Here is a 24536-nt window from a genome sequence, read left to right on the forward strand (position 1 = left end):
GCTAAACAAGTACACCGTTCTTTGATGCGATTGGTTCCGGAAGATCTTCTTCTCCCATGATCTGAAGGACATCAATTTCTATTGTTCTGCAGATGGATAACATAGGAATATCGAACATGAGTCCTCCAAAAGGGTTTTCGGAATAATCTCCTACAAGTTCCATTACGATGTAAATCCATCCCACTATTACGCAGAATGGGATGCTTGTCCATATTCCCCAGTCGCCCAACTTTGCGAACTCATTCACAAGGCCAAGAGGGAGCAGCATAATAAAGATAACATTGAAAACGAATGCTGTACTCGCAAATTGTCGGGGCGAAGGGAATTTTTTAATTCTTTCAGCCTGTCCCTGAAAATCATAAAACTGATTGAGACAGCTTTGTAACTGCATCTGATTGAAATCTGAAATGGTATGGTCGTTTTTCAGTTCGTTGATTTCTTTTGCCTGTTTTGAAATTAGAAAGGTTGCAAAGTTTTTGTAATCCGCTTGGAGGGCAAATTCCTCAGCAGAAAGATATTTATGTAAAAAAATAGGTGTTCTCCCATAATCAGGAAATCCTGCTTTCATCAATCTGTGACGTCTGATATTGATGGCGCCGAAATGTTTTTTAAGACTGATGTGTTCCCATTCGGTGGGAGCAAGAAGCTGTTCGCGGAAAGTATATAACCATGCTATGTGGCGGTAGGCAATTGTTTTTCTTCTTTCCTCTAGATTGGTATGATCAGCATCTTCGGTTTCAAAAGCATAAAGCATTGCCGCAAAAGAACGGCTTGAGTTGACAATAGCGCCCCAGATTTTTCTGGCTTCCCATAACCTGTCGTATGCCTGGTTATTCTTAAATCCTACGTAAAAAGCTTCTGCCGTACCGATTAATGCCAGCGGTACCCAAGGAATGATCATCCATTGCCAGTTGAAGAAATAATAAATTGCTGCTACAAGGGTACACCATGCGGTAAGCCATATTAAATGAGAACCTGCAAGATTAAATATTTGTTTATAGTTGAAATATTTTGTTGTGATCATAGAAGGAGATGTGTTTTTATAAAGATTTTGTTTAGCAAAATAAATACCATAAAAAAAGGTTATGGACTTTATTCTGCACCGATCATAAGCTTCTTTTGTAGTTTTTTAATTTTAATCATCTGTATTCAAGTATATAATGGAAACAAATACTTTTTTAAAATTAGTAAAAAAAGAGCATAAAAAAACCTCTAAATAATTAGAGGTTGTGTTTTATAGATAAAATTTAATATTGTAACATTTCTTCTATTTTCTTCGTGAGCTTTTCGGCATTAGGAAGCATTTCTTTTTCCAGGATCAGATTGATAGGCACTGCCGGGGTATTCAGAGAGCCCATTGTTTCTACCGGTGCATCAAGATATTTAAAACAATTTTTGGAAATTCTGTGCGCAAAAGCTTCAGCAAATGAATTATTAATTTGTTCTTCTGTAAGAACAATACATTTTCCATGGGCTTTTACCCTTTCGAAAACAAGTTCTTCATCAAGAGGGATTAATGTCCTCAGATCAATCACTTCAATTCTACCGTTGAAATTTTTCGCCGCTTCTTTCGCCCAGTAAACTCCCATACCATAGGTTACCACCAATAGCGTTCTTCCTTTGGATGTTTCATCCTTATCGGCTTCAATAATAACCTTTCCTTTACCAAACGGAAGTACATAATCTTCTGCTGGTTCAATTGTTTTAGCATCTTCGGTTCCCGGCACTTTACTCCAGTATAAACCTTTGTGCTCAAGCATGATTACCGGATTCGGATCATAATAAGCTGCTTTTAATAAACCTTTGAAATCCGCTGCATTACTCGGGTACGCAATTTTAATCCCTTTAATATTGGCTAAAATACTTTCAACACTACCGCTGTGGTAAGGTCCGCCACCGCCGTAAGCCCCAATCGGAACACGGATGATATTACTAACCGGAAATTTTCCGTTGCTTAAATAATTTGATTTTGAAATCTCAGTGATCAGCTGGTTGATACCCGGATAAATATAATCTGCAAACTGAACTTCTACAATCGGCTTAAGGCCTACAGCACTCATTCCTGCAGTAGATCCAATAATATAAGCTTCCTGGATTGCCGTATTGAATACTCTTTTGCTTCCGAACTTTTTACCTAATGTAACCGTCTCACGGAAAACACCACCGATTCTCTCTCCTACGTCCTGACCGTAAAGCAATGCTTCAGGGTGTTTCCACATCAGTTCCTGAATTGCATGAATGGCAGCGTCTACCATTACGATTTTTTCTCCACCTGCCGGTTCACGGGTTCCTACTTCTTCGGTAATTGGAGTAGGAGCAAAGATATGCTGCATTACGGTTTCCGGTTTCGGGTCTTCTGCTTTTTGAGCTCTGTCAAAAGCTTCTTCAACTTCAAGCCTTGCCTTCTTCGTGATCTGTTTCAGTAATTCTTCATCGACTCCTGTTTCCAGTAATTGTTTTCTCAGGATCTCTCCCGGATCTTTAGCTCTGTGCTTTTCAAGATCTTCATCATCCCTATAGAACTCTCTTCGCACACCTGATGTATGGTGTCCGATAAGTACCGTTTTTGCACAAACCACTAATGGTTTTCTTTCGGTCCTTACAAAGTCTACAGCTTTTTTCATCACTTCGAAACTTTCCGCAAAGTCAGTTCCGTCTACTCTCATTCTGCTGAGACCTGTAAATCCTGCAACGAAATCATAAGCATCGCAAGTCCGTGCTTCTTCCTTGGTTACAGAAATTCCCCATTCATTATCCTGAACAAGGAAGATGATCGGAAGCTGATGTAAGGCCGCAAACTGTAATGCTTCGCTTACTTCACCTTCAGTGACCGAATTATCACCCAGGCTGCACACAACAACCGGGTTGTTTTCAAAATTCTGTAAATTAAAATCCTGAATATATTTTATTCCCTGTGCTACACCTGTAGTCGGGATGGTTTGCATTCCTGTTGCTGAGCTCTGGTGAATGATCTTTGGCATTTTTTCATCCCTGCTGGACGGATGGGAGTAGTAAGATCTTCCTCCTGAAAAAGGGTCTTCTGCTTTTGCCAATAGCTGCAACATCAATTGATATGGCTCAAATCCTATCCCCAAAAGAATACTTTCATCTCTGTAATAGGGAGAAACCCAGTCTTCTTTTTTTAACTGATATGCGGTAGCCAGCTGGATTGCTTCATGACCTCTTGAAGTACTATGAACATATTTACAAACATTTCTGTTTTCTTCGTAGATGTCTGCCATGGCTTTGGCAAGCATCATATGGGTATAAGCTTTAAGTAAAATATCCTGAGAAACTTTCTCGTGAAGTGTATTTTCCATAGGAAGCAAATATACATAAAAAAACAAAATACGAACAACTGTTAGTATTTTGTGATCATCTATTTTTCTTTTTAATTTTTCTGCCCTGGGTATTACCTATATTAAGTAAGGCGCTATCTTATTTTATGGATTATTTATATCGGCAGAATTGACGTTTATGGATAAAAACTCATTCAGATCAAAAAAAATTGGAGTAACTTTACATTCTCTTTTTTAATTAAAAAGCTAGAAAATACATGTATTTAGTTTTTGACACAGAAACAACAGGGTTACCAAAGAATTTCAATGCTCCACTTTCAGATTCCGATAACTGGCCAAGAATGGTGCAGATTGCATGGCAGTTACATGATGATGACGGAACGCTGATTGAAAATCAGGATTATATTATAAAGCCTGAGGGATACGATATTCCCTTTAATGCAGCCCGTATTCACGGAATTACGACGAAGATTGCCAATGAAGAAGGTAGAGACCTTGAAGAGATTCTTAAAGAGTTTTCTACAGTCTTAGAAAAAGTAAGGGTTGTTTCCGGACACAATGTAGAGTTTGATTACAATATTGTAGGAGCTGAGCTTTTCAGAAAAAATATAAAGGACATTCTTCAGGAAAAACCTAAAGCAGACACGATGATTCTGGGAACGAATTTTTGTGAGCTTGGGGGTGGAAGAGGTGGTAGATTTAAGCCGCCGAAACTTGAAGAACTCTATGAAAAATTATACGGGAATAAGTTTGATGAAGCCCACAATGCAGCTGCCGACGTAAATGCTACTGCTCAGGTTTTCTTTGAAATGATGAGAATAGGAGTAATTCCTTCTGATGTGTTGAAGATTTCAGAAGATCAGCTTGCTTATTTTAAAACCTTACATCCGGATCCTATTAAGCCGTTTGATATCGTAATCAGAAGGCAGGTTGCGGATTTCCATAACAAGAAAAAACAATCTGATTTTGGAAGTATTGAAGAAATTGATCTTGGCAAGTATTTCCATTTTGATAATCACAGTGTATTTTCAACATTATCGGCTACATCAAGTATTTCTGACCTGATCAATAAGGCCACGGAGGATAATTTTCCTGCTGTAGGAATGGTCGACCTGGGAAATATGATGGGGGCATTTAAATTTGTTTCCGCCGTAGAAGCTACCAATTCAGACAGATCGAAAAAACATAAGGAATATCTTGCAAAGAAGCAGGAGGCTGAAGAGCAGGGATTGGATTTTAATGAAGAAGAGCCTGTCTCTAACCCGTTGATACCGGTTGTGGGATGTGAATTTTATATCTCCGATCGTTATGAACAGAAACAATTTACAAAAGATGATCCGGACAGACGGACACAGGTGGTTCTGCTGGCTAAGGATTTTAACGGATATAAGAACCTGGCAAAACTTTCAAGTATTGGTTTCCTTAAAGGATTTTACTTTGGGGTTCCAAGGATAAGCAGAGAATTGATTGCAGAGTATAAGGAAGGTCTGATTGCTCTGACTTCAGGGATTCTGGGAGACATTCCAAGCGCGATCCTGAACACGGGTGAGCAGAAAGGGGAAGAATTGTTTAAGTGGTGGAAAGATACCTTTGAAGATGATTTCTACGTTCAGCTTCAGAATCACAAGCTTCCAGAGGAAGAGCATTTGAATGAAGTATTGTTGTATCTGGCAGATAAATATAATGTTAAAATATTAGCTCAGAATGAAACTTTTTATACCAATAAAGATGATGCCAATATTCAGGATATCGTAAGCTGTATCAAAGATGGTGAAAAGCTTTCAACACCTGTAGGAAAAGGATTTGGTAAGAGAAGAGGTCTTGCGACGGGTGAATATTATATCAAAAATTCCGATGAGGTAAAAGAAGCGTTTTTGGCTTATCCTGATGCTTTTGAGGCTTATGAAGAATTTTTCGCCAAATTCAGTCCGTATACATTAAAGAGGGATGTATTGCTTCCTAAATTTGATATTCCGGAAGAATTTATCCATGCAGAAGATGAAGTAGATGGAGGAAAAAGAGGGGAGATGGCTTATCTTACCCACCTTACTTATGAAGGGGCAAAAAGAAGGTATGTGGATACAGGTATTACGGATGAAATTAAAGAACGTCTTGATTTCGAACTTGAAGTAATTGCCAATACCGGTTATCCGGGGTACTTCCTTATTGTACAGGATTTTTGTAATGAAGCCCGTAAAATGGGAGTTTGGGTAGGACCCGGAAGGGGTTCGGCTGCCGGATCGGCAGTTGCTTATTGTATTGGAATTACTAACGTAGACCCTATCAAATATGATCTCCTATTTGAGCGATTCCTGAATCCTGAAAGGGTATCCATGCCCGATATTGACATTGACTTTGATGATGAAGGAAGAGATAGGGTGATCAAATGGGTAATCGAAAAATACGGACAAAGCCAGGTGGCTCAGATTATCACCTATTCGGTGCTGGGTGGAAAATCTGCGATTAAGGATGCCGGAAGGGTATTGGATGTTCCGATCCCTGATACGAATAATATAGCCAAGCTTATTCCTTCCACACCAGGAATGAATATTGCCAAAGCTCTGGCGAAATATGATAAATTGAAACCGGAAGAGCAGATGCTTGTTGATGAAATGAGATATGTTCTTCAAAGTCCTGATGATGCCCGTCACAATGTACTTGCGAGTGCGAAAAAGATGGAGGGTTGTATCAGGAATACCGGTATTCACGCCTGCGGGGTGATTATCACTCCGGAAGATGTAAGTAACCTGGTTCCTATAACAATTGCGGCCAAAGATGCTGATATTTTGGTGTCTCAGTTCGATAACTCGGTAGCGGAAAGTGCAGGTCTTTTGAAGATGGACTTCCTTGGGCTGAGAACTCTAACCATTATTAAGGATGCATTGAAGCTTGTAAAGGCTCGTTATAATGTAGATATTGATCCGGATCTTATTCCGCTTGATGATGCTAAGACCTATCAATTATTTAAGGAAGGAAGAACGGTAGGGATTTTCCAATATGAAAGTCCCGGAATGCAAAAATATATGAGGGAGCTTAAGCCAACGGTTTTTGCCGACCTTATTGCCATGAATGCCTTATATCGTCCGGGACCAATCAAATACATTCCAAACTTCATTAACAGGAAGCACGGAATAGAAGAGATTGTGTATGACTTACCGGAAACAGAAGAATATTTAAAGGAAACATACGGGATCACCGTTTACCAGGAGCAGGTAATGCTTTTGTCCCAGAAGCTGGCTAATTTTACAAAAGGTGAAGCGGATACTTTGAGAAAAGCGATGGGTAAGAAACAGATCGACGTTCTTAATAAAATGTATCCTAAGTTCATTGAAGGGGGTAGAAAAAATAACCTGAACGAAGAAAGGCTGGAGAAAATCTGGAATGACTGGAAAGCCTTTGCGGAATATGCCTTCAACAAATCTCACTCAACATGCTATGCATTTATTGCTTATCAGACTGCTTATCTGAAAGCCAATTATCCGGCAGAGTATATGGCGAGTGTTATGAGTAATAACATTAACAATACAGACTCCATTACCATGTTCATGGAGGATTGTAAAAGTATGGGAGTTGATGTATTAGGTCCTGACGTTAATGAATCTCAATATAAATTCTCAGTAAACGAAAAAGGACAGATCCGCTTCGGGTTGGGAGCGATCAAAGGAATCGGGGAGGGCCCTAGTGAGGCCATAACGCGTGAAAGAGAAAACGGAAGATTCAAGAATATTTATGATTTCTTTGAAAGGATTTTACCTTCACAGATGAACAAGAGAGTGGCTGAAAGTTTGGTTTTGGCCGGTGCATTTGACGAATTGGACACGTTTCACAGGGGACAGTATTTTGACATTGATGCCGCGGGCAAAACAAACCTGGAGCGTTTGATAAGATATGGACAGAGCTTTCAGGAAGGAAAGAATGAAATGGAAAATTCCCTTTTCGCGGATTTTGCGGAAGAGGTTCAGATTGAACAGCCTAAATTAGCACCTTGTCCGGAATGGCCAAATATGCATAAGCTGAACAAAGAAAAAGAAATCATTGGCTTCTATCTTTCCGCGCATCCCTTGGATGAATTTAAATATCAGTTCCAGTTTATACAGGGAAGCCTTTCAAAGAAATCTGTTCTGGAAAAAGATGAACATAATAAAGCGGTTGTAGATGAAGCCCCTATTCTTGAAGCAGATTCTCAGGAAGAAACCGTTGATTTAACGGAGATTGTTTCTGATGAGATTTTGGGAGGAGAAGAAATTATTGAAGAGGTGGTTAAAAAGGCAGAACCAAAAGGTAACTTTTTATTCCTGAACCTTGATGAGGTGGATGCATACAAGGAACAAGCCTTCGCTAATAAGCAGGAAGAGCTATTTGAGGAAAAGAAAAAAGACTGGAAAACCTTACAGAAGGAAAGAGAAAATGGAGGTGGCGGAAAAGAATATACTGTGGCCGGTCTGATTACTGAATACAGGGTTCAGGATGGTTTCAGGAGTGGTGAAAAAGTAGCTTTCGTTACCCTTGAGGATTATTCAGGATCATATTCATTCAGATTAGGGGATAGAGATTATATGAAGCTAAAGGAAAAGCTGGAAGTCCAGCGTTTCGTTATTTTTAAAATAAAATTCGCCCAGGTGAAGGACGGACGTGTTTTTGTTAATGTAAATGACGTGATCGAACTTCAGGAAGCATTTGAAAGATTTGCGAAAAGCATCTCTCTGGTCATGGATGTTATGGATTTCAGACCTGAGGATCTGGAATTTTTCAGAAATGTGCTGGATAGGAACCGCGGAGATCAGAAGTTTAAATTTTATATTAAGGATATTGAAGATGATTCACAGATTGAAGTACAGTCCATGAAACATTCCGTTGATCTGAATGGGGACCTCATTAAAGAGATTCAGTTGCTCAATAAATATGAATTTTATTTAAATTAAAAGATAATTGGATTAAAAAAAAGCGGTTTTTGACCGCTTTTTTTGTGGTATTTAATTTAATATTTAAAAATAGTTTAAAAAAAGTTAATATTTTTTTCTGTGGTATCTCAAGTGGATTTTAATAATGAGTGGCTTCAAAATTAATTTTGTAATTGATTGATTATTAGAAATTTAATTTAATTCAATATTTGTTGAGTTTTTAAATAAAATTAAATGATTGTTTGGTTTTGTTTAATAAAATTGGTTAAAAGGTGTCTTATTTAATAACGATTTTAAGTTTTTATTGAATTTAATTGAAATATTATTTACATTTACCGTCCAATTTAAATTTTCTACCATATATGAAAAAACTTCTACTCACGTGTATGATGGCTCTTGGTATAGGGGCATCTGCACAGATTTTAGTTACTGAGGGGTTCGAAGGCTCAAGTTTGCCTTCAGGATGGGCCAGTACAACGACCGGATCAGGGACGAGTTCCACACCTGGAGGGTATGGGACAAGTGCGGGTACGGCCTGTGTCGGGAGCAAAGCGGTCTATAAGAATATTTATGGATCTACCTACACAGGTTGGAATTTGACCTATTCTTCCACAACTTCTAATGCAACTGCGCTTACGTATTCTTTCAAATACCTTGCGAAAGGGTATAGTACTTCAGGTGCCGTTAGCGGAAGTGTAGCTGCTGATTACTCTGTAGATGGAGGGACGACATGGGTTGATATCCTAGCGCCTGTGGTTCTTGATAGTCCTAACGGAACCCCGATTCCATGTACGACCGTTTCAGGAACAATTCCTGCGGGAACTATCCCAACAGGGGCAAGCTTTAAGTTCAGACTGAAAAGCACAAGTACATCTACCGGAGACTTCTATATGGGGTTTGATGATGTCCAGCTAGCTCAGACCTTAACGAATGCGCCTTCATGTACTCAGATTTCAGCTCCTGCCGATGCAGCAACAGGAATCTCGGTAACACCAACTATTACCTGGGCTTCTGCTGCCTTTGCAACAGGGTATACATTAAATATCGGAACAACAGCAGGGGGAACTGATGTTGTAAATGGTCTTGATGTAGGTGCAGTAACCAGCTATACCATTCCAAATACTTCAGCGCTGAATTATTCAACGTTGTATTATGTAACAGTAATTCCGAAGAATAATATTGGATCGGCATCCGGATGTACAAGTACTTCTTTCACAACACGCGCAGTAGTTTGCCCGACTGTATCTGCACCATCTGCAGGGGCTATTGGACAGCCATTAACTCCTACCATTACATGGGGTGCGGTAAATTCTGCTACAGGATATAAACTTACTGTAGGAACTACACCAGGTGGAACAGATATCCTGAATAATCTGGATTTAGGAAATGTGACTACATATACATTTACTACTCCATTAACATTAAGCAGTACTTATTATTACACTGTAAATTCCTACAGCCCAACCAGTACGTCGTCATCTTGTACAGAAAGAAGTTTCTCTACGATTTGTGGACCAACCAACATTCCTTACTCTCAGAATTTCGAAAGTGTATCGACTCCTGCATTGCCGGCTTGTACTTCTATTGAAAATGCAGGGAATGGTAATAACTGGACAACCTATTCTTCTGCGGGAGGAGGGTTCAATACTAAGGTTCTTAACTACACTTATAATAGTTCAAATGCTGCTAACGCATGGTTTTATACACAAGGTATTAACCTTACAGGGGGAGTATCTTACAGAATAAAATACATCTATGGAAATGCAAGTGGTACTACATATCCTGAAAAACTGAAAGTAGCTTATGGTACTGCTGAATCCAGTGCTTCAATGACCAACGTATTAGCAGATTACCCTAATGTAACCAATGGTACTACACCAATTTCTGCAACCGTAGATTTTGTTCCTGCAGCTTCCGGAGTGTATTATTTTGGATTTAATGCATACTCAGATGCTGATATGAACAGATTGTACGTAGATAATATCGTTATTGATGCTACACCGACTTGTGCTGAGCCTTCTGCATTAGTAGTATCGAATGTAGCGGCTACTACAGCAACGATTTCATGGACTGCTCCTGCTACTGTACCTGCCGGTGGTTATGAGTATTATTATTCTACTTCTAACACGGCTCCAACTGCTACTACTCAAGCATCGGGAACGAGTACTACGGTTACAGCTGATTTAAATAATCTTACTGCAGCTACCGTATATTATGTTTGGGTGCGTTCAGTATGTAGTTCTTCAGATAAAAGTGCATGGTCTCAATTGGCAACATTTACAACTGCTTGTATTACATCACAAACATTGACTGAAAACTTTGATTCAACAGCGGAAGGAAGTCTTCCTCCATGCTGGACAAGTATAGGTTCTACCGTTAGTTATGCGAAAGTAATGGCTTATACGAGTGCAAATACTGGTGCTATAATCAGTGGGGCTAATGCATTGTACCTTTATACAAGTGGCTCAAGTACAGGAATGTTAGCGACTCCTGAAATTGCGAATCTACAGTCTAATAACTACATCCTTAAATTTAAGGCAAGAGCAAATTATACTGCCGGAGGAGTTGTTCAGATCGGTTATTTAACAGATCCTGCTAATACTTCAACTTTTGTAGTATTGGGAACGTATACTTCTACAAGTGTAACGGTTGCTGATGATTACCAACTTAGTATTACGGGAGTGCCGGCTGGTGTTAACAAGCTTGTATTTAAACATACAGGAACTCCTGCCAATAGTGTTCTTATAGATGATATCAGCTATATGCTGGATCCGAGTCTGGGAACTTCAGAAGTAGCTAATGCTAAGAATACGATTAAAGTTTATCCTAATCCATTTGCAGATGTGCTGAACATTTCTGATGTTTCTAAAGTGAAATCTGTTTCTGTTTCTGATGTGGCAGGAAGATTAGTAAAAACAATTGCGAACCCTACTTCGGTTCTTCAGTTAGGAGAATTGAATTCAGGAATGTATCTGATTACACTTGAATTGAAAGATGGTTCTAAACAAACGATTAAAACGATCAAAAAATAGAATTCGATTTGATTTATAAATAATGATGGCAGCTAAGATATTAGCTGTCATTTTTTTATTTTATTCATTATATTATTAGTAAATTAGTATATTAAACACTAAAACTGTTATTTTATGGCAAAATTTTTACTCTCATGTTTCTTGATTGTAAGCATGGCACTAAACGCCCAGATTGATTTGGGCGCTGGAAGCACTGACGTTGGTACAGCTCCGATCAGTAGCTATTACGGATATTCCTATGTTCAGCAGATTTACCCTAAGCAGGAAATCAATGCAAATGCAGCAGGAAACATTACGGGACTTAAGTTCTACCTGGATCCTTCGATGTCTTTGGCAAATTCATCCGACTGGGTGGTATATCTCGGGCATACCTCAAAATCAGGATTTACTTCAGATACAGACTGGATACCGGTTTCTCAGCTGACTCAGGTATATGCAGGAACAATTACCAATGCTAACGGAGTGGTGGAAGTTACTTTTACAACACCATTTCCTTATAACAATACGGATAATCTAGTCGTAGCTGCAGAAGAAAATTCGCCGGGATATGATAATAATGATGAGGCAATGTATGTTTATTCCGGTGCCGCAAATTCTACTTTGTTTTATAAAAATGACAGCAACAATCCTGATCCGGCTTCACCTCCGGCAGGAGATTTGGCAGATTATAAATCGGTAATTACATTTCTGGGATTAACGGCAAATCCAATTGCTGCCTGTCCTGTCATAACATATCCTTCAAATAATTCAACCTTCATCCCATTATCACCTACCATCAACTGGAATAATACATCGGGAGCGACAAGTTATAAGGTTTCTATAGGAACAACTCCGGGAGGAACTGATGTGGTGAATCAACAATCTGTAGCGACCAATAGCTTTACTCCAGCTGCACCTTTAAGTGCTAATACCAATTATTATCTACGGGTAGTTTCAGTATCAGCGGCCGGTGAATCTTCAGGATGTACAGAAATTACATTTAAGACTTCTCCGCCAGCTCCATCGAATGACGATTGTGCGGGAGCGATTACTTTAACAGTAAATCCGGATCTTAATTGTGGTGCTGTAACCGCAGGATATACTTTGGGAGCAACAGATTCAGGCTTAATTCCTGATCCATGTTATGGCGATCCTGATGATGATGTATGGTTTAAATTTGTTGCTACTGCTACAACGCATAAAATATCACTCCTGAATGTGGTTTCTGTAGGAACTACCAATGATGATGATACCTATTTCCAGGTGTTTAGCGGTGCCTGTGGTACATTGTCGAGCATTCTATGTTCCGATGATACATCATCAGTTTTAACCGGACTTACTGTTGGAGATACCTATTATGTGAGGGTTTACAGTTATTTCGATACAGGATCCAATCAAAGTTTTGATATCTGCGTAGGTACAATGCCACCGCCACCAGCCAATGATGATTGTTCCGGAGCGTTGACGGCGTCAGCCTTCCCTTATACTTATGTACAATCTGACGGAGGTGGTGCAACAAATAATGGCGGATTTGTAACTGTATGTTCCGATAGTATGAATGATGGTACCTGGTTTACATTTACCGGTGATGGTGCAACATTTGATATTACTGTTACAATGCCTGCAGGTAGTGATTTTGATCCTCAGATCGGTGTTTACAGTGGAACATGTGGAAGCCTTGCATGTGTTGATACAGTAGATAATAATGGCTCCGGAGGAACAGAAACTCTATCAATACCTACTCAGCCTGGTACTACATATTATGTAAATGTGGGTAATTATAGTGGATTCACGGATAACATGGAAGGAACTTTCACGATTAATATAGCAAAAAATAATCTTGGAACCTCTGAAGTAGCAGGAAATAAGAAAGTAATCAGTGTTTATCCGAATCCTTTCTCAGATATTTTGAATATTTCTGACATTGCTAATGTAAAATCCGTTACGGTTACTGATATTTCCGGAAGATGGATAAAAACAATTGATAATCTTGGTCCGGTTATTCATCTGGCTGATATTCAATCAGGTCTATATCTGGTCACATTAACAATGAAAGACGGATCTAAACAAACGATCAAAGCAATTAAAAAATAGAATCCGATTTTATCCATAAATATTGATGACAGCTAAATTTTAGCTGTCATTTTTCTTCGATGCTTGCTGTATTATTGGTAAATTAGTGGTCTAATACCAAACATTATATTTATGAAAAAAATTTTACTTTCATGCTTATTGTTTTTAGGCATGGTGTTGAATGCTCAAATCAATTTGGGCTCAGGGAGTACTGATGTAGGACCAGCTCCGATCAGTACATACTATGGATATTCCTATGTGCAGCAGATTTTCTCAAAACAGGAAATTAATGCTGACGCGGCAGGGAATATAACAGGGCTTACATTTTATAGTAATCCGTCGATGTCAATGGTTAATTCTTCAGATTGGGTGGTCTATTTAGGGCTTACCACAAAATCCAGTTTCGACACCGAATCCGATTGGATCCCTGTTTCCGGACTGACTCAGGTGTATGCCGGAACAGTTACTAATGTAAATGGAGTTATCAACATCACTTTTGCGACACCTTTTCATTATAATAATACAGATAACCTTGTGGTTGCTGTTGATGAAAATTCAGCCGATTATGATGATAATGGGGACGAGATTATGCATGTGTATCCTTCAGCTCCTAATTCTACTCTTTATTTCAGAAATGATGGGACCGATCCGAATCCTGTTTATCCTCCTGTAGGGCATCAGGCTTCCTTTAAATCGGCCATTACAATCAACGGATTAACACCAAAACCTGTTCCCGTTTGTCCGTCAGTAACTTATCCGACAAATAACGCCGTGTTTATTCCATTGTTACCTACCATTCTCTGGAACCCGGTTGCAGGAGCTACAGGATATAAAGTTTCCATAGGTACAACTCCTGGTGGAACACAAATCATCAATCAACAATCTGTAAGTGCTGCTAGTTTTGCTGTTCCTACCTTATTAAGTGTAAATACTACTTATTATTTACGGGTGGTTTCTGTATCAGCGGCCGGTGAATCTTCAGGATGCGCTGAAGTGAAATTTAAAACAGCCCCTCCGGTTCCTCTGAATGATAACTGTATAGGAGCAGTAACCTTAACGGTGAATCCTGATCTCAATTGTGGAACAATAACATCAGGTTATACACTAGGAGCTACGGCTTCAGGAATTGCTGCTGCTCCTTGCTATGGTAATCCTGATGATGACGTGTGGTTTAAATTTGTAGCGACAGGAACAAGCCAGAAAATCTCTCTTCTGAATATAACTTCTATCGGTACAGAAGAAGATGATGATATTTACTTCCAGGTATTTAGCGGATCTTGTGGTACTTTATCCAGCATTCTTTGTTCGGATCCTACGTCAGCTGTTGTTTCCGGGCTAACTATAGGACAAACTTATTACATCAGAGTTTACAGCTACTATGGAACAGGAAGCAATCAAAGCTTTGACATCTGTGTCGGAAGTATTCCACCGGCACCGGCTAATGACGAATGTTCAGGAGCTCTGCTGGCATCTTCTTTCCCTTATACTTATGTGCAGACTGACGGAGGTGGTGCAACAAATAACGGAGGATTTATCACCGCTTGTGAAAGTGGAATGAATGATGGAACATGGTTCACATTTGTTGGTGACGGAGAAACAGTTAATATTACCGTGAGTATGCCTTCAGGAAGTGATTTCGATCCTCAGATTGGTGTTTTCAGTGGAACATGCGGCAGTTTAGTATGTGTGGATACTGTAGATAATATGGCAGATGGAGAGACTGAAACATTGTCTGTTCCAACTATATCCGGAACTGTTTATTATGTGAATGTAGGATATTATAGCGAGTATACAGATGAGCTCGAAGGAGCGTTTACGATCAATATCAATAAAGAGAGTTCAGATAGACATGCTTCAGGTATTTCAACTCCTGCTTTAATTAAAAAAGCCAGTGGAATTTATCCGAATCCGTTTACTGATGTTCTGAACATTGCAGATATTGATAACGTTAAATCTATTTCTGTATCAGATGTTTCAGGAAGATTGGTTAAAATGATCGTAAGCCCAGATACGGTAATTCATTTGGAGGATCTGAAATCAGGATTGTATCTGGTTACTCTTGAAATGAAGGACGGCTCTAAAAAGACGACCAAAGTAATTAAGAAATAAGAATTTATATTCAACAAAAAAGGTGGCATCAGCCACCTTTTTTATTTATTAGGAACAGGTTGTATATCACCTGTACTCATATGTTCAAAAACAGTAGGGAAGAACATAGCTAGTATAAAATAAATAATGATCATTAATGCAACTAAAGCAAAAAGAATAATAACTAAACTATTGGGCTTGTTTTTCTTTTTTGGTTCCATGATTTTGTGGTATTGGGTTAATAGATTAATTTGATAAATGATATCAAGCTAATTTCTTGCCACACTGTTTGCAATACCTCGCATCATCATCAATATCTTCATTTCCGCAACGTTCGCAGATCTTTTCCAGGTTTTGTCTTTTATTCCTCATCTCTGCCGTTACAATACCGGTGGGTACAGCAATAATAGAGTAGCCGGCAAGCATCAGTATAACTGCAAAAAATTTTCCCATAGGTGTAATGGGTGAAACATCTCCGTAACCTACTGTAGTTACTGTAACCACAGCCCAGTAAATAGATTGGGGAATGGTTTCAAAACCGGTTCTTCCTCCTTCCACCATAAACATCAAAGAACCTACAATCACCGAAAAAATGATAAGGAACAACAGGAAAATATAGATCTTTCTTGAACTGTTTTTCAATGCCCGTACAATGAGATATCCGTCATTCATAAAATCCAGTAAATTGAAAATTCTAAACACCCTTAACATTCTCAACATTCTGAATATCAGGAAATATTTGGTTACCGGAAAGAAAAAACTGAGGTAGAAAGGAACCAGGGCAAGAAAATCTATAATTCCAAAGAAGCTGAAGATATAATTTTTCTTATTTTTTACGACCATAATACGCAGCAGGTATTCTGCGGAAAAAAATAAAGAAATGATCCATTCAAAAACAATAAATGTAAGATGGAATCTTTGGTCCAGCTTCGGAACACTTTCCATCATAATGATAAGTGTGCTGACAAGGATTAATGCCAACAATATAATATCGAAAAGCTTTCCCAATCTGGTATCGGAACGGTAAATAACACGATAAAGAAATCTTTTCCATAATGTATCCTCCGGGACAAGATTGTGTTCTTTTTCCATACTTTGAGTTTTTTCTAATTTAAGAAATTATCCCTATTTTCGTAGCAAACATACATAATAAATGACAATAAGAGAAGTAATTTCGGAAATAGAAAAACGTATTCCCTTACAACAGGCAGAAGACTTTGATAATGTAGGGTTGTTGTGCGGGGTTCCGGAACGGGAGGTGAGTGGTATTTTAGTATGTCACGATGCTTTAGAGAATGTTGTAGAAGAAGCTATTCAAAAGAAATTAAATCTGATCGTATGTTTTCATCCGATTATTTTTTCAGGGTTAAAATCTCTTACCGGGAAAAACTATGTTGAAAGGGCTGTTTTAAAAGCCATCGAGAATAAGGTTGCGATCTATGCAATTCATACTGCGTTTGATAATGATTTTTTTGGGGTTAATGCAGGAATATGCAACCAGTTGGGATTAAAAGAAATGAAAATCCTTCAGCCGAAGAAAGATAATCTGAAACAACTTACCGTATTTGTTCCCAAAGACCATGCTGAAAAAGTAAAAGAATCTCTTTTCTCTGCCGGGGCAGGAAATATTGGTTTCTATGATGAGTGCAGTTTCAGTATTAATGGCAATGGAACTTTCAGACCAATTGAGGGCTCGAATCCATTTTCAGGAAAGCAGAATATCAGGGAAAATGCAGATGAAAATATGATTTCTGTAATTTTTGAAGGCTATAAACAAAATCAGATTATTTCTGCTATGAAATCTTCACATCCATATGAGGAAGTAGCCTACCAGATCTATAGTCTGGACAATGAAAACCAGTATTCAGGATTGGGAATGTATGGAGAGTTTGAAGAAGCAATGAATGAGGAGGACTTTTTACGTTTTGTTAAGGAGAAATTTAATCTTGAAATGATCAGACATTCAGGGCTTACTAATAAAAAGATTAAAAGAGTGGGTGTTTTAGGAGGCTCAGGAGCGAGTGGAATAAAATCCGCATTATCTAAAAAATGTGATGCCTACCTGACCGGAGACGTTAAATACCACGATTTTTTTTTAGCAGAATCTAAAATGCTGATTTGTGATATAGGACATTATGAATCAGAACAATGGGTTGTAAAACAATTATTTGAAATTTTGTCACAAAAATTTAGTACATTTGCAATCTCAAAATCCAACGAAAAAACAAACCCAGTAAATTATTTCCTTTAGATATGGCAAAAACCAACGATATTTCAGTTGAAGAGAAATTAAGAGCTTTATACGATTTACAAATCATAGATTCAAGATTGGATGAAATCCGAAATACAAGAGGAGAATTGCCAATTGAGGTTGAAGATCTTGAAATCGAGATAGAAGGGCTTGAAAAAAGAGCTGAAAAATTTCATGCAGAAATTAAGGATCAGGAAGATCAGATCAAAACAAAGCATGAAGTAATTAACCATGCGAAAACTCTAATTGAGAAATACAAATCTCAACAAGATAACGTAAGAAACAATAAAGAGTTTGAAGCTTTAGGTAAGGAGATTGAATTCCAAGATCTTGAAATCCAACTTGCGGAAAAAAGAATTAAAGAATTTGGGATCAAGATCACTCATAAAAATGAGACTCTGGAAGAACTGAATTCAAAAATTAACGATCTTAAAAACCACCTTAAATTCAAAAAAGAAGAATTGGAAGGTTTAGTTTCTGAAACTCAGAAAGAGGAAGATTATTTAATTGAGCAGTCTAAAGAATTTGCAGGTAAGATTGATGAAAGATTACTAGCTTCTTACAACAGAATCAGAACGAACTCTATCAACGGATTAGCTGTGGTAGGTTTAGAAAGAGGTGCTCCGAAAGGATCTTTCTTTACAATTCCTCCACAAAAACAGATGGAAATCGCTCAGAGAAAGAAAATCATTATCGATGAACATTCAGGAAAAATCCTTGTTGATGATGAATTGGTAATGGAAGAAAACGAAAAAATGAAATCTGTGATTAAATTTTAATCATCGTTTACTTTGATATAAAAGCTGTTTCAGAAATGAAACAGTTTTTTTTATTCTATTTAATCGAAGAATGCGCTTGCTATAGATAAACATATTATTCTGTAACAACAGCATCCCGGTCACCATCTTCTTTTTTCCCCTCGATGATCATTTCTTCAGCCTCAGCTTTTTCTTCGGCGTCAGCAACTTCTATTCTTTCTTCCTGACCCGTATTATGATGATCGATAAAGAATTCGCAATATACCGGTAGGTGGTCCGAGCCAAAATTGTCTAGGGTCTTAAGTTCTTTAATAAAGATGTCTTCACTATGAAACATTAAATCGATAGGGAATCTCAGTAATTGGTATCTGGCGTGGAAGGTTGGAACAAAGGCACGTCCGATTCTCGGATCAATAAGGTGGCTTGTTTTTCTGAACAGTATAGAAGACCTTGACCAGGCAACATTATTAAAATCACCAACGACAAGTACAGGTTCAGTGATATCTTTCACGCGTTTTGCAATGCTCAGGAGATCGCCGTCCCGCTCCTTTGATGTCGCTTCTTCCGTTGGGCTGGGAGGCGGTGGATGAACCCCGAAAAAAACAAAAGAGAAGCCGTCTTCTGTCTCTAAATGGATTTCAATGCTTGGAATATCTTCAGCTACAAAATAATGTGTAGTGGAATTTTTGATCTGAATTTTAGAATAAAAATGCATCCCATAAGTATTTTCCAAGGTTACCTTATGATGATAGGGGTAGTCTTTTTCTAAAGCTCTTAATGCATTTTCCCAAACTCCATTGCTTTCCATGGTAAGGAACATTTCCGGCTTGTTTCGGTTGATAAGACCGATAAACTTGTCATATTCCGTATTGAACTGATAGACATTGGCAGAAATGAAATGTAATTTTTGAGAGGACCGCTTGCCCCTCTGATGTTTCCTTACTCTGTAGAGAGGAGTATACTTTACAAGAATTACCCCATGATGTACAAATAAGATAAAAAGAGTGCCCTGGAAATACCAGAAATATTCGGCTGATCTAAAGAAAAATCCTAAGAGGAAGGTAAGCACAATAAAGTACGTGATTTGAATTTTTCCAAACTCAGGAACCCGAAATATCCAATGCTGGTTTTGAATTTTAGGTAATAATGTCAATAGAACCAGCAGGCCGGTTAAGATCAAATAAGCACTCCACATGTTATAAAAATAGATGGCTAAAAATAATCCTTTTTTACAAGAATTCAAATGAAATCATCTTTTTTAGTGTGAAATAAATGAAGTTTGAGTCAGATTTTTCTTACTTTTATTCTGTTATATTTTGAATCAATACTATGAATAAAATTTTCGCAGTTGTATGCTTTTTAAGTACATTCTGCTTTGGACAGCAACTCCAGAACCCGGACATTGAGAAACCTATCAGGGATTTGTTCGCAGGTATGAAGAATGCAGATTCGGAACTGGTAAAGTCGGCATTTACTGAAACGGCCATTCTACAGACTATTACAAAAGAAGGAGTAGTGAAAACAGATGATATACCTGGTTTTATATCTGCTGTTTCCAAAGCCGCTAAAGGCGATCTGGATGAAAGGATTACCATAGCATCTGTACTTGTAGACGGCAATATGGCGAGCGTTTTCACTCCCTATCAGTTTTATTACCAGGGAAAGTTTTCACATTGCGGAGCGAACAGCTTTCAGCTCGTTAAGCAGAATAACAGCTGGAAAATTCAGTACATCATTGATACAAGAAGAAAGGAAAATTGCGAGAATAAGAAATAATATACAATGAAAATTCACCATATCGCCATTATAGGCTCCAATTATCAAGTTTCTAAAAAGTTTTACACAGAGATTTTAGGTTTGAATGTGATCCGTGAAGTATACCGTGAAGAAAGGCAATCTTATAAGCTGGACCTTGCTATCGGAGATCATTATGTGATAGAACTTTTTTCATTCCCTGATCCTCCCGCAAGGCCTTCCCGTCCCGAAGCGTGCGGATTAAGGCATCTTGCATTTTCCGTTGAAAATGTTGGCGCAAAGCGGCAGGAACTTATGGAAAAGGGACTGGAATGTGAGGAGATAAGGATCGACGAATTTACCGGTAAAGAGTTTTTCTTTACACAAGATCCGGATAGGCTTCCTTTGGAGTTTTATGAAATGTAAATAGGCTTAATGTGCGTATCCCGTAAAAAAGCTGATTGCCATAATGGCTAAAACAATTGAGGATATGATCACATAGATGTAATCTTTTTCTTTCAGGTATCCTATTAATGCAAAAACAATTCGCATTAAAGGAGTGAAAATAAGAACCAAGATTCCCAGTTGAATGATGGCCATTCCTTCACCTTTGCAGAGAGATTCCCAAAACTGGCCCCATACTTTTTCCGACGAAGAACCGGTCTCCAGTAAGGAATAGTTTTTGGGCATTTTAAAACCTTCCAGAAACAGTTTTACAAAGCCAATAATGGATATAGCTACGGACAAAATCACTCCAAGTCTCAGGAGATTTCCTACGGAGCGGTTCAAATCAACGTCTGTGAAATTTTTTCTCATCGGAAACTTTGATTTATACCGTTATACATCATATAGATTGAAAGGATTGTAATTACAATAGCAAAAAATACCTTCAGTTTTTTAGTTTTTGAAACCATCAATGTTTTAGACCCAATGAAGCTTCCTACCACAACCCCTACCAAAACAGGAGCTACAATTACCGGGATAATTTCTCCTCTTTGAAAATAGATCAAGGAACTTGCGACAGCCGTAACACCGATCATAAAATTACTCGTGGTTGTAGAAACTTTAAAAGGCAACTTCATCATATTATCCATTGCCAATACTTTCAATGCACCTGAACCGATTCCTAAAAGACCAGACATTGCTCCGGCAAACATCATCATAAAGAATCCAGGAATGGTGTTTCGCGCAGAATATTTTTTAATGACTCCTTTATCCGGAAAGGTTCCGTACAATTTAAGTTTATCTTCTAAACTTCCCTTGATCAGGGGTTCCTGGTGGTCGGGTTTTCCTTTAAGATTTAAAATTACGGTAAGGAGAAGAATACTGGCAAAAATAATCCCGATGGTATTTGGGTTCAGAATTCCGGAAACAAGAGCTCCGGCAATAGCACCTGCTGTAGTTGCTATTTCCAGAAACATTCCGATTCTCATATTGGTAAATCCTTCTTTAACAAAAGCTACGGCGGCACCGGAAGATGTACCCACCACAGATATTAAGGAAGCTCCGATTGCGTAATGCATAGGGACGCCAAAACCAAGCGTCAATAAAGGGATAATGATAACTCCTCCTCCTAAACCTGTAAGTGAGCCCAATAGGCCTGCTGAGATTGCTCCAAGGAAGAGAATAATGATTTCTGACATGAATACAAATATAAAACTATTGCAGTTTTCTGCCAAACTTTCAAAAAGATAAATTTGACGTATTTTTGTATGACTAAAAAAATGAAAATGAAATTATTCTACGTGATCCTAGGTGCCACTCCTCCAGGCAGGAATATCGAACAGCACGATGTGTTTTTTGGAATTGCAGAAAGTTTAAAGGATCTGGTTCCGGATATGAAAGACTTCTGGAAAGAGGCTGATGGTAAAATCCACCTGGACTGCCATCAGGAGGTAAGATTTGCAGATGGATATGAAGTGAAAATTGTTGAGAAAACAGATCAGGTTTCTGAAAACCAACTATTCTTTATTAATTTAGGAGGCTATAAGAGGGGATATTTTGAAGAATTCCATGAGCAACATCTGATGGTTGGAACATCCATGGGCGAAATCATAAAGAGAGTGAAGGAAACGGAATTTTACAAAACAATGGGATTCGAAGGAGCTGTAAGCCATGTTGACGATAAGCACGGTGTGGATATCGATGATATTTTTAACGTTAATGATATCCTTCCTCAAAAAATGAAAGAGAAATACACCATTGTTTTAGAAAAATCTGATGCGGAAAATCAGGAAAACCCAATAGGTCTAGGATATCTTAAAATAGATAAAGTATAAACTTCCCATAATCACTTACGCCGGCTTTTAAGCCGGCGTAACACGTTAAGTACGGCAAGGATCGGAGATACGAAAATTTAGGTAATCGGCTATAAAATTTTTATCTTTGCAAAGTCTTGGATCAATGATCTGGTGTTGTATTGTAATGTTGAAAAACGTTTGATATTTGCCTATGATCCGGATGGTCTCAATTGAAAATATATCTAATAAAAATATAGAATGAAAATAGGAATTTTAGGAGGTGGTCAGCTGGGAAGAATGCTGATACAGAGCGCATTGAAATATGATGATGAATTTTATACGCTGGATCCTGCCTCTGATGCTCCCTGCAGTACTATTTCAAATTTTACACAGGGAAATTTCAATGACTATAAAACAGTCCTGAACTTTGGAAAAAATAAAGATGTTGTAACAATAGAGATCGAGCATGTAAATGCCGATGCCCTATCAGAACTTGAAAACCAGGGGATCAAAGTTGTTCCGAATTCTGCAATCATTAAAACCATTCAGCAGAAGATTCTTCAGAAGGAATTCTATAAGGCTCATGATATCCCGAGCCCTGAATTTCAGGCTGTCTGGAATAGTGATGAAAAAATTACAATGACACTTCCTTTTGTACAAAAGATGAATACAGGCGGATATGATGGAAAAGGTGTTCAGGTAATTAAAAATGAAGAAGATCTTCAAAATTTATGGAAGGAGCCTTCTGTGATCGAAAAGCTTGTTGATATCGATAAAGAATTGTCTGTGATTGTTGCAAGAAATGAAAAAGGGGAAACGAAGACTTTTCCGGTTACAGAAATGGTGGCTGATCCTAAGTTAAATTTATTAGATTTTAATATTTGTCCGGTTTTTTTACACGAAGACACCCAAAAGCAAATTGATGTAATTACGGAAAAGTTTCTGAACGCAATAAACTCTCCCGGGCTTTTTGCCATAGAACTGTTTTTGGATAAGGCTGGAAAAGTATGGGTAAATGAGACTGCGCCGAGACTTCATAACTCAGGGCACCAAAGCCAGGAAGGAAACGCGAATTCACAATTTGAGCAAATGTACCGTGTCGTTAAGAACCTTCCATTAGCGGATACGGAAAGTTTAGGTTATAGTGGAATGCTTAACCTTGTAGGAGCAGAAGGATATTCAGGAAAAGTAATTTATGAAGGAATGGAAGAAGTCCTGAAATTGCCTAAAACTTATGTTCACTTATATGGAAAAACCGAAACTAAACCGGGAAGGAAAATGGGGCACATTAATGTGCTGGCTGACTCCAAAGAAGAACTGATGGAAAAGCTCATCAAAGTAAAGGCTATGGTAAGAGTAATAGCTTAAAATATTGAGAGAAAGACTGCTGAAAAGCAGTCTTTCTTATTTTTTTATCTCATTTTATCATTGAGTTCATTATGAAGATTTTCTATTTTATCCTTGAGCTCATTACCCAGTTTTGAAGGATAGTCCTTTATTTTCTTCAGATCAAAGGCTAAGATGACAGAAGCTACTCCTACGAAAATAAATGATAAACCGGTAAGGACTACAAGGGACATTCCTGAAAATATAGGATTAGCCAAAAGCATAAACGACAGGATAATTCCGAGGATACTGAATATGGCAAGATTACCCCATCTTAGTACATGGGCGTCTTTCAAATCAAATGAGATACCCAGTAATTGGAAAGAACGGAACATCACTGTAAATCCTACAATAAAGGGTAGAATGGTCATTGAAATCTGAGGATAAGAAACCAGATAGACTCCCATAATAAAGGAAAGTAGTCCCGTTACCAGATATAAGCCCCATCCATTTAATACTTTCGCGTTATTGATCGAGAAAAAGATATCGAAGATCCCCGAGACGATAAAAGAGACACTAAAAAGAAGAGATAATGTCAGATAGGTTTCAAGGGGAGATGAAAATACATATACTCCACATCCAATAAAAAGGATTCCTAGTATAAGCGGGATATACCAGTGCTTTACAGAGTTTCTGAATGATTTTAATAGATTTGGCATAATTAAAAGTATTTTGTTGCCTACTTTGAAATACGGTGTTCGGCGAGTCCGTTTTTATATTTCCATTTTAAATAATTGAATTCTGTTTTAAGGTCTAATTTACTGAAAACAAACAACTAATAAATAGTTGAATTGA

At 38.1% G+C, this 24536-nt stretch carries 18 protein-coding genes; 10 read left to right on the top strand and 8 right to left on the bottom strand.

All coding sequences use genetic code 11. The annotated features are described in order from the left end of the window. Position 1 precedes the first annotated feature (1 nt). Positions 2-1024 carry a bestrophin family protein gene (locus tag AC0INN_RS01285; RefSeq protein WP_172277172.1) on the bottom strand — a complete coding sequence of 341 codons (1023 nt, stop codon included), beginning with the start codon at positions 1022-1024 and terminating at the stop codon, positions 2-4. 223 nt (positions 1025-1247) lie between these two features. Then, the gene (locus tag AC0INN_RS01290) at positions 1248-3320 is read right to left on the bottom strand and encodes an alpha-ketoacid dehydrogenase subunit alpha/beta (protein ID WP_273647344.1); all 2073 of its coding nucleotides are present in this window, start codon (positions 3318-3320) and stop codon (positions 1248-1250) included. A gap of 236 nt (positions 3321-3556) precedes the next feature. On the opposite strand from AC0INN_RS01290, the gene dnaE reads away from it, so the two are divergent. The 4 genes from dnaE to AC0INN_RS01310 all read left to right on the top strand — a co-directional run bounded on the left by dnaE (position 3557) and on the right by AC0INN_RS01310 (position 15393). Then, the gene (gene dnaE, locus AC0INN_RS01295; protein ID WP_273647345.1) at positions 3557-8221 is read left to right on the top strand and encodes a DNA polymerase III subunit alpha; all 4665 of its coding nucleotides are present in this window, start codon (positions 3557-3559) and stop codon (positions 8219-8221) included. Positions 8222-8562: 341 nt separating this feature from the next. Then, positions 8563-11232, top strand: a complete 2670-nt coding sequence (locus AC0INN_RS01300; protein WP_273647346.1) for a T9SS type A sorting domain-containing protein — start codon at positions 8563-8565, stop codon at positions 11230-11232. A gap of 114 nt (positions 11233-11346) precedes the next feature. Then, entirely contained in the window at positions 11347-13305 is a 1959-nt protein-coding gene (locus AC0INN_RS01305; protein ID WP_273647347.1) for a T9SS type A sorting domain-containing protein, read from the top strand. 111 nt (positions 13306-13416) lie between these two features. Continuing rightward, positions 13417-15393, top strand: coding sequence for a T9SS type A sorting domain-containing protein (locus AC0INN_RS01310; RefSeq protein WP_273647348.1), 1977 nt, complete (start codon positions 13417-13419; stop codon positions 15391-15393). A gap of 41 nt (positions 15394-15434) precedes the next feature. Here AC0INN_RS01310 and AC0INN_RS01315 read toward each other — a convergent pair whose 3' ends face one another. Next, positions 15435-15593, bottom strand: coding sequence for a hypothetical protein (locus AC0INN_RS01315; RefSeq protein ID WP_172277190.1), 159 nt, complete (start codon positions 15591-15593; stop codon positions 15435-15437). A 43-nt stretch (positions 15594-15636) separates the two neighbouring features. Next, positions 15637-16464: an ion transporter gene (locus tag AC0INN_RS01320; protein WP_172277193.1), complete on the bottom strand. Its 828-nt coding sequence runs from the start codon at positions 16462-16464 to the stop codon at positions 15637-15639. A 61-nt stretch (positions 16465-16525) separates the two neighbouring features. Between AC0INN_RS01320 and AC0INN_RS01325 the strand changes: the two genes are divergently transcribed. Both AC0INN_RS01325 and AC0INN_RS01330 read left to right on the top strand, forming a co-directional pair. Then, on the top strand, positions 16526-17623 hold the full coding sequence (locus tag AC0INN_RS01325) for a Nif3-like dinuclear metal center hexameric protein (protein WP_273647349.1): 1098 nt from the start codon (positions 16526-16528) through the stop codon (positions 17621-17623). A 2-nt stretch (positions 17624-17625) separates the two neighbouring features. After that, positions 17626-18402 carry a zinc ribbon domain-containing protein gene (locus AC0INN_RS01330; protein WP_172277199.1) on the top strand — a complete coding sequence of 259 codons (777 nt, stop codon included), beginning with the start codon at positions 17626-17628 and terminating at the stop codon, positions 18400-18402. 94 nt (positions 18403-18496) lie between these two features. On the opposite strand, the gene AC0INN_RS01335 is transcribed toward AC0INN_RS01330, so the two are convergent. Continuing rightward, on the bottom strand, positions 18497-19624 hold the full coding sequence (locus tag AC0INN_RS01335; RefSeq protein ID WP_273647350.1) for an endonuclease/exonuclease/phosphatase family protein: 1128 nt from the start codon (positions 19622-19624) through the stop codon (positions 18497-18499). An 86-nt stretch (positions 19625-19710) separates the two neighbouring features. On the opposite strand from AC0INN_RS01335, the gene AC0INN_RS01340 reads away from it, so the two are divergent. Together AC0INN_RS01340 and gloA2 are read left to right on the top strand one after the other, a co-directional pair. Beyond that, the gene (locus AC0INN_RS01340) at positions 19711-20157 is read left to right on the top strand and encodes a nuclear transport factor 2 family protein (protein WP_273647351.1); all 447 of its coding nucleotides are present in this window, start codon (positions 19711-19713) and stop codon (positions 20155-20157) included. Positions 20158-20163: 6 nt separating this feature from the next. Continuing rightward, positions 20164-20541 carry an SMU1112c/YaeR family gloxylase I-like metalloprotein gene (gloA2, locus tag AC0INN_RS01345; protein WP_273647352.1) on the top strand — a complete coding sequence of 126 codons (378 nt, stop codon included), beginning with the start codon at positions 20164-20166 and terminating at the stop codon, positions 20539-20541. 6 nt (positions 20542-20547) lie between these two features. Here the strand turns inward: gloA2 and AC0INN_RS01350 are convergent, their stop codons facing one another. Together AC0INN_RS01350 and AC0INN_RS01355 are read right to left on the bottom strand one after the other, a co-directional pair. Further along, positions 20548-20931: a DUF1634 domain-containing protein gene (locus AC0INN_RS01350; RefSeq protein ID WP_172277211.1), complete on the bottom strand. Its 384-nt coding sequence runs from the start codon at positions 20929-20931 to the stop codon at positions 20548-20550. Continuing rightward, positions 20928-21758 (bottom strand): sulfite exporter TauE/SafE family protein, encoded by an 831-nt coding sequence (locus AC0INN_RS01355; protein WP_172277214.1) that lies wholly within the window; start codon positions 21756-21758, stop codon positions 20928-20930. The genes AC0INN_RS01350 and AC0INN_RS01355 overlap by 4 nt, the downstream gene beginning before the upstream one ends. 87 nt (positions 21759-21845) lie before the next feature. On the opposite strand from AC0INN_RS01355, the gene AC0INN_RS01360 reads away from it, so the two are divergent. After that, positions 21846-22394, top strand: a complete 549-nt coding sequence (locus AC0INN_RS01360) for a DUF1543 domain-containing protein (RefSeq protein ID WP_172277217.1) — start codon at positions 21846-21848, stop codon at positions 22392-22394. Between the two features lie 219 nt (positions 22395-22613). Next, the gene (locus tag AC0INN_RS01365; RefSeq protein WP_273647353.1) at positions 22614-23723 is read left to right on the top strand and encodes a 5-(carboxyamino)imidazole ribonucleotide synthase; all 1110 of its coding nucleotides are present in this window, start codon (positions 22614-22616) and stop codon (positions 23721-23723) included. Positions 23724-23767: 44 nt separating this feature from the next. Here AC0INN_RS01365 and AC0INN_RS01370 read toward each other — a convergent pair whose 3' ends face one another. Beyond that, a complete protein-coding gene (locus AC0INN_RS01370) occupies positions 23768-24400 on the bottom strand; it encodes an HdeD family acid-resistance protein (protein ID WP_273647354.1) in 633 nt (210 codons plus the stop codon). Positions 24401-24536 lie beyond the last annotated feature (136 nt).

It is taken from the genome of Chryseobacterium subflavum, from assembly GCF_055762745.1.

Excerpts from the sequence above, each read along its gene's own strand:
- AC0INN_RS01285 (WP_172277172.1), bottom strand. The coding sequence starts at position 1,024 with ATGATCACAACAAAATATTTCAACTATAAACAAATATTTAATCTTGCA.
- AC0INN_RS01290 (WP_273647344.1), bottom strand. The coding sequence starts at position 3,320 with ATGGAAAATACACTTCACGAGAAAGTTTCTCAGGATATTTTACTTAAA.
- dnaE (WP_273647345.1), top strand. The coding sequence starts at position 3,557 with ATGTATTTAGTTTTTGACACAGAAACAACAGGGTTACCAAAGAATTTC.
- AC0INN_RS01300 (WP_273647346.1), top strand. The coding sequence starts at position 8,563 with ATGAAAAAACTTCTACTCACGTGTATGATGGCTCTTGGTATAGGGGCA.
- AC0INN_RS01305 (WP_273647347.1), top strand. The coding sequence starts at position 11,347 with ATGGCAAAATTTTTACTCTCATGTTTCTTGATTGTAAGCATGGCACTA.
- AC0INN_RS01310 (WP_273647348.1), top strand. The coding sequence starts at position 13,417 with ATGAAAAAAATTTTACTTTCATGCTTATTGTTTTTAGGCATGGTGTTG.
- AC0INN_RS01315 (WP_172277190.1), bottom strand. The coding sequence starts at position 15,593 with ATGGAACCAAAAAAGAAAAACAAGCCCAATAGTTTAGTTATTATTCTT.
- AC0INN_RS01320 (WP_172277193.1), bottom strand. The coding sequence starts at position 16,464 with ATGGAAAAAGAACACAATCTTGTCCCGGAGGATACATTATGGAAAAGA.
- AC0INN_RS01325 (WP_273647349.1), top strand. The coding sequence starts at position 16,526 with ATGACAATAAGAGAAGTAATTTCGGAAATAGAAAAACGTATTCCCTTA.
- AC0INN_RS01330 (WP_172277199.1), top strand. The coding sequence starts at position 17,626 with ATGGCAAAAACCAACGATATTTCAGTTGAAGAGAAATTAAGAGCTTTA.
- AC0INN_RS01340 (WP_273647351.1), top strand. The coding sequence starts at position 19,711 with ATGAATAAAATTTTCGCAGTTGTATGCTTTTTAAGTACATTCTGCTTT.
- gloA2 (WP_273647352.1), top strand. The coding sequence starts at position 20,164 with ATGAAAATTCACCATATCGCCATTATAGGCTCCAATTATCAAGTTTCT.
- AC0INN_RS01350 (WP_172277211.1), bottom strand. The coding sequence starts at position 20,931 with ATGAGAAAAAATTTCACAGACGTTGATTTGAACCGCTCCGTAGGAAAT.
- AC0INN_RS01355 (WP_172277214.1), bottom strand. The coding sequence starts at position 21,758 with ATGTCAGAAATCATTATTCTCTTCCTTGGAGCAATCTCAGCAGGCCTA.
- AC0INN_RS01360 (WP_172277217.1), top strand. The coding sequence starts at position 21,846 with ATGAAATTATTCTACGTGATCCTAGGTGCCACTCCTCCAGGCAGGAAT.
- AC0INN_RS01365 (WP_273647353.1), top strand. The coding sequence starts at position 22,614 with ATGAAAATAGGAATTTTAGGAGGTGGTCAGCTGGGAAGAATGCTGATA.
- AC0INN_RS01370 (WP_273647354.1), bottom strand. The coding sequence starts at position 24,400 with ATGCCAAATCTATTAAAATCATTCAGAAACTCTGTAAAGCACTGGTAT.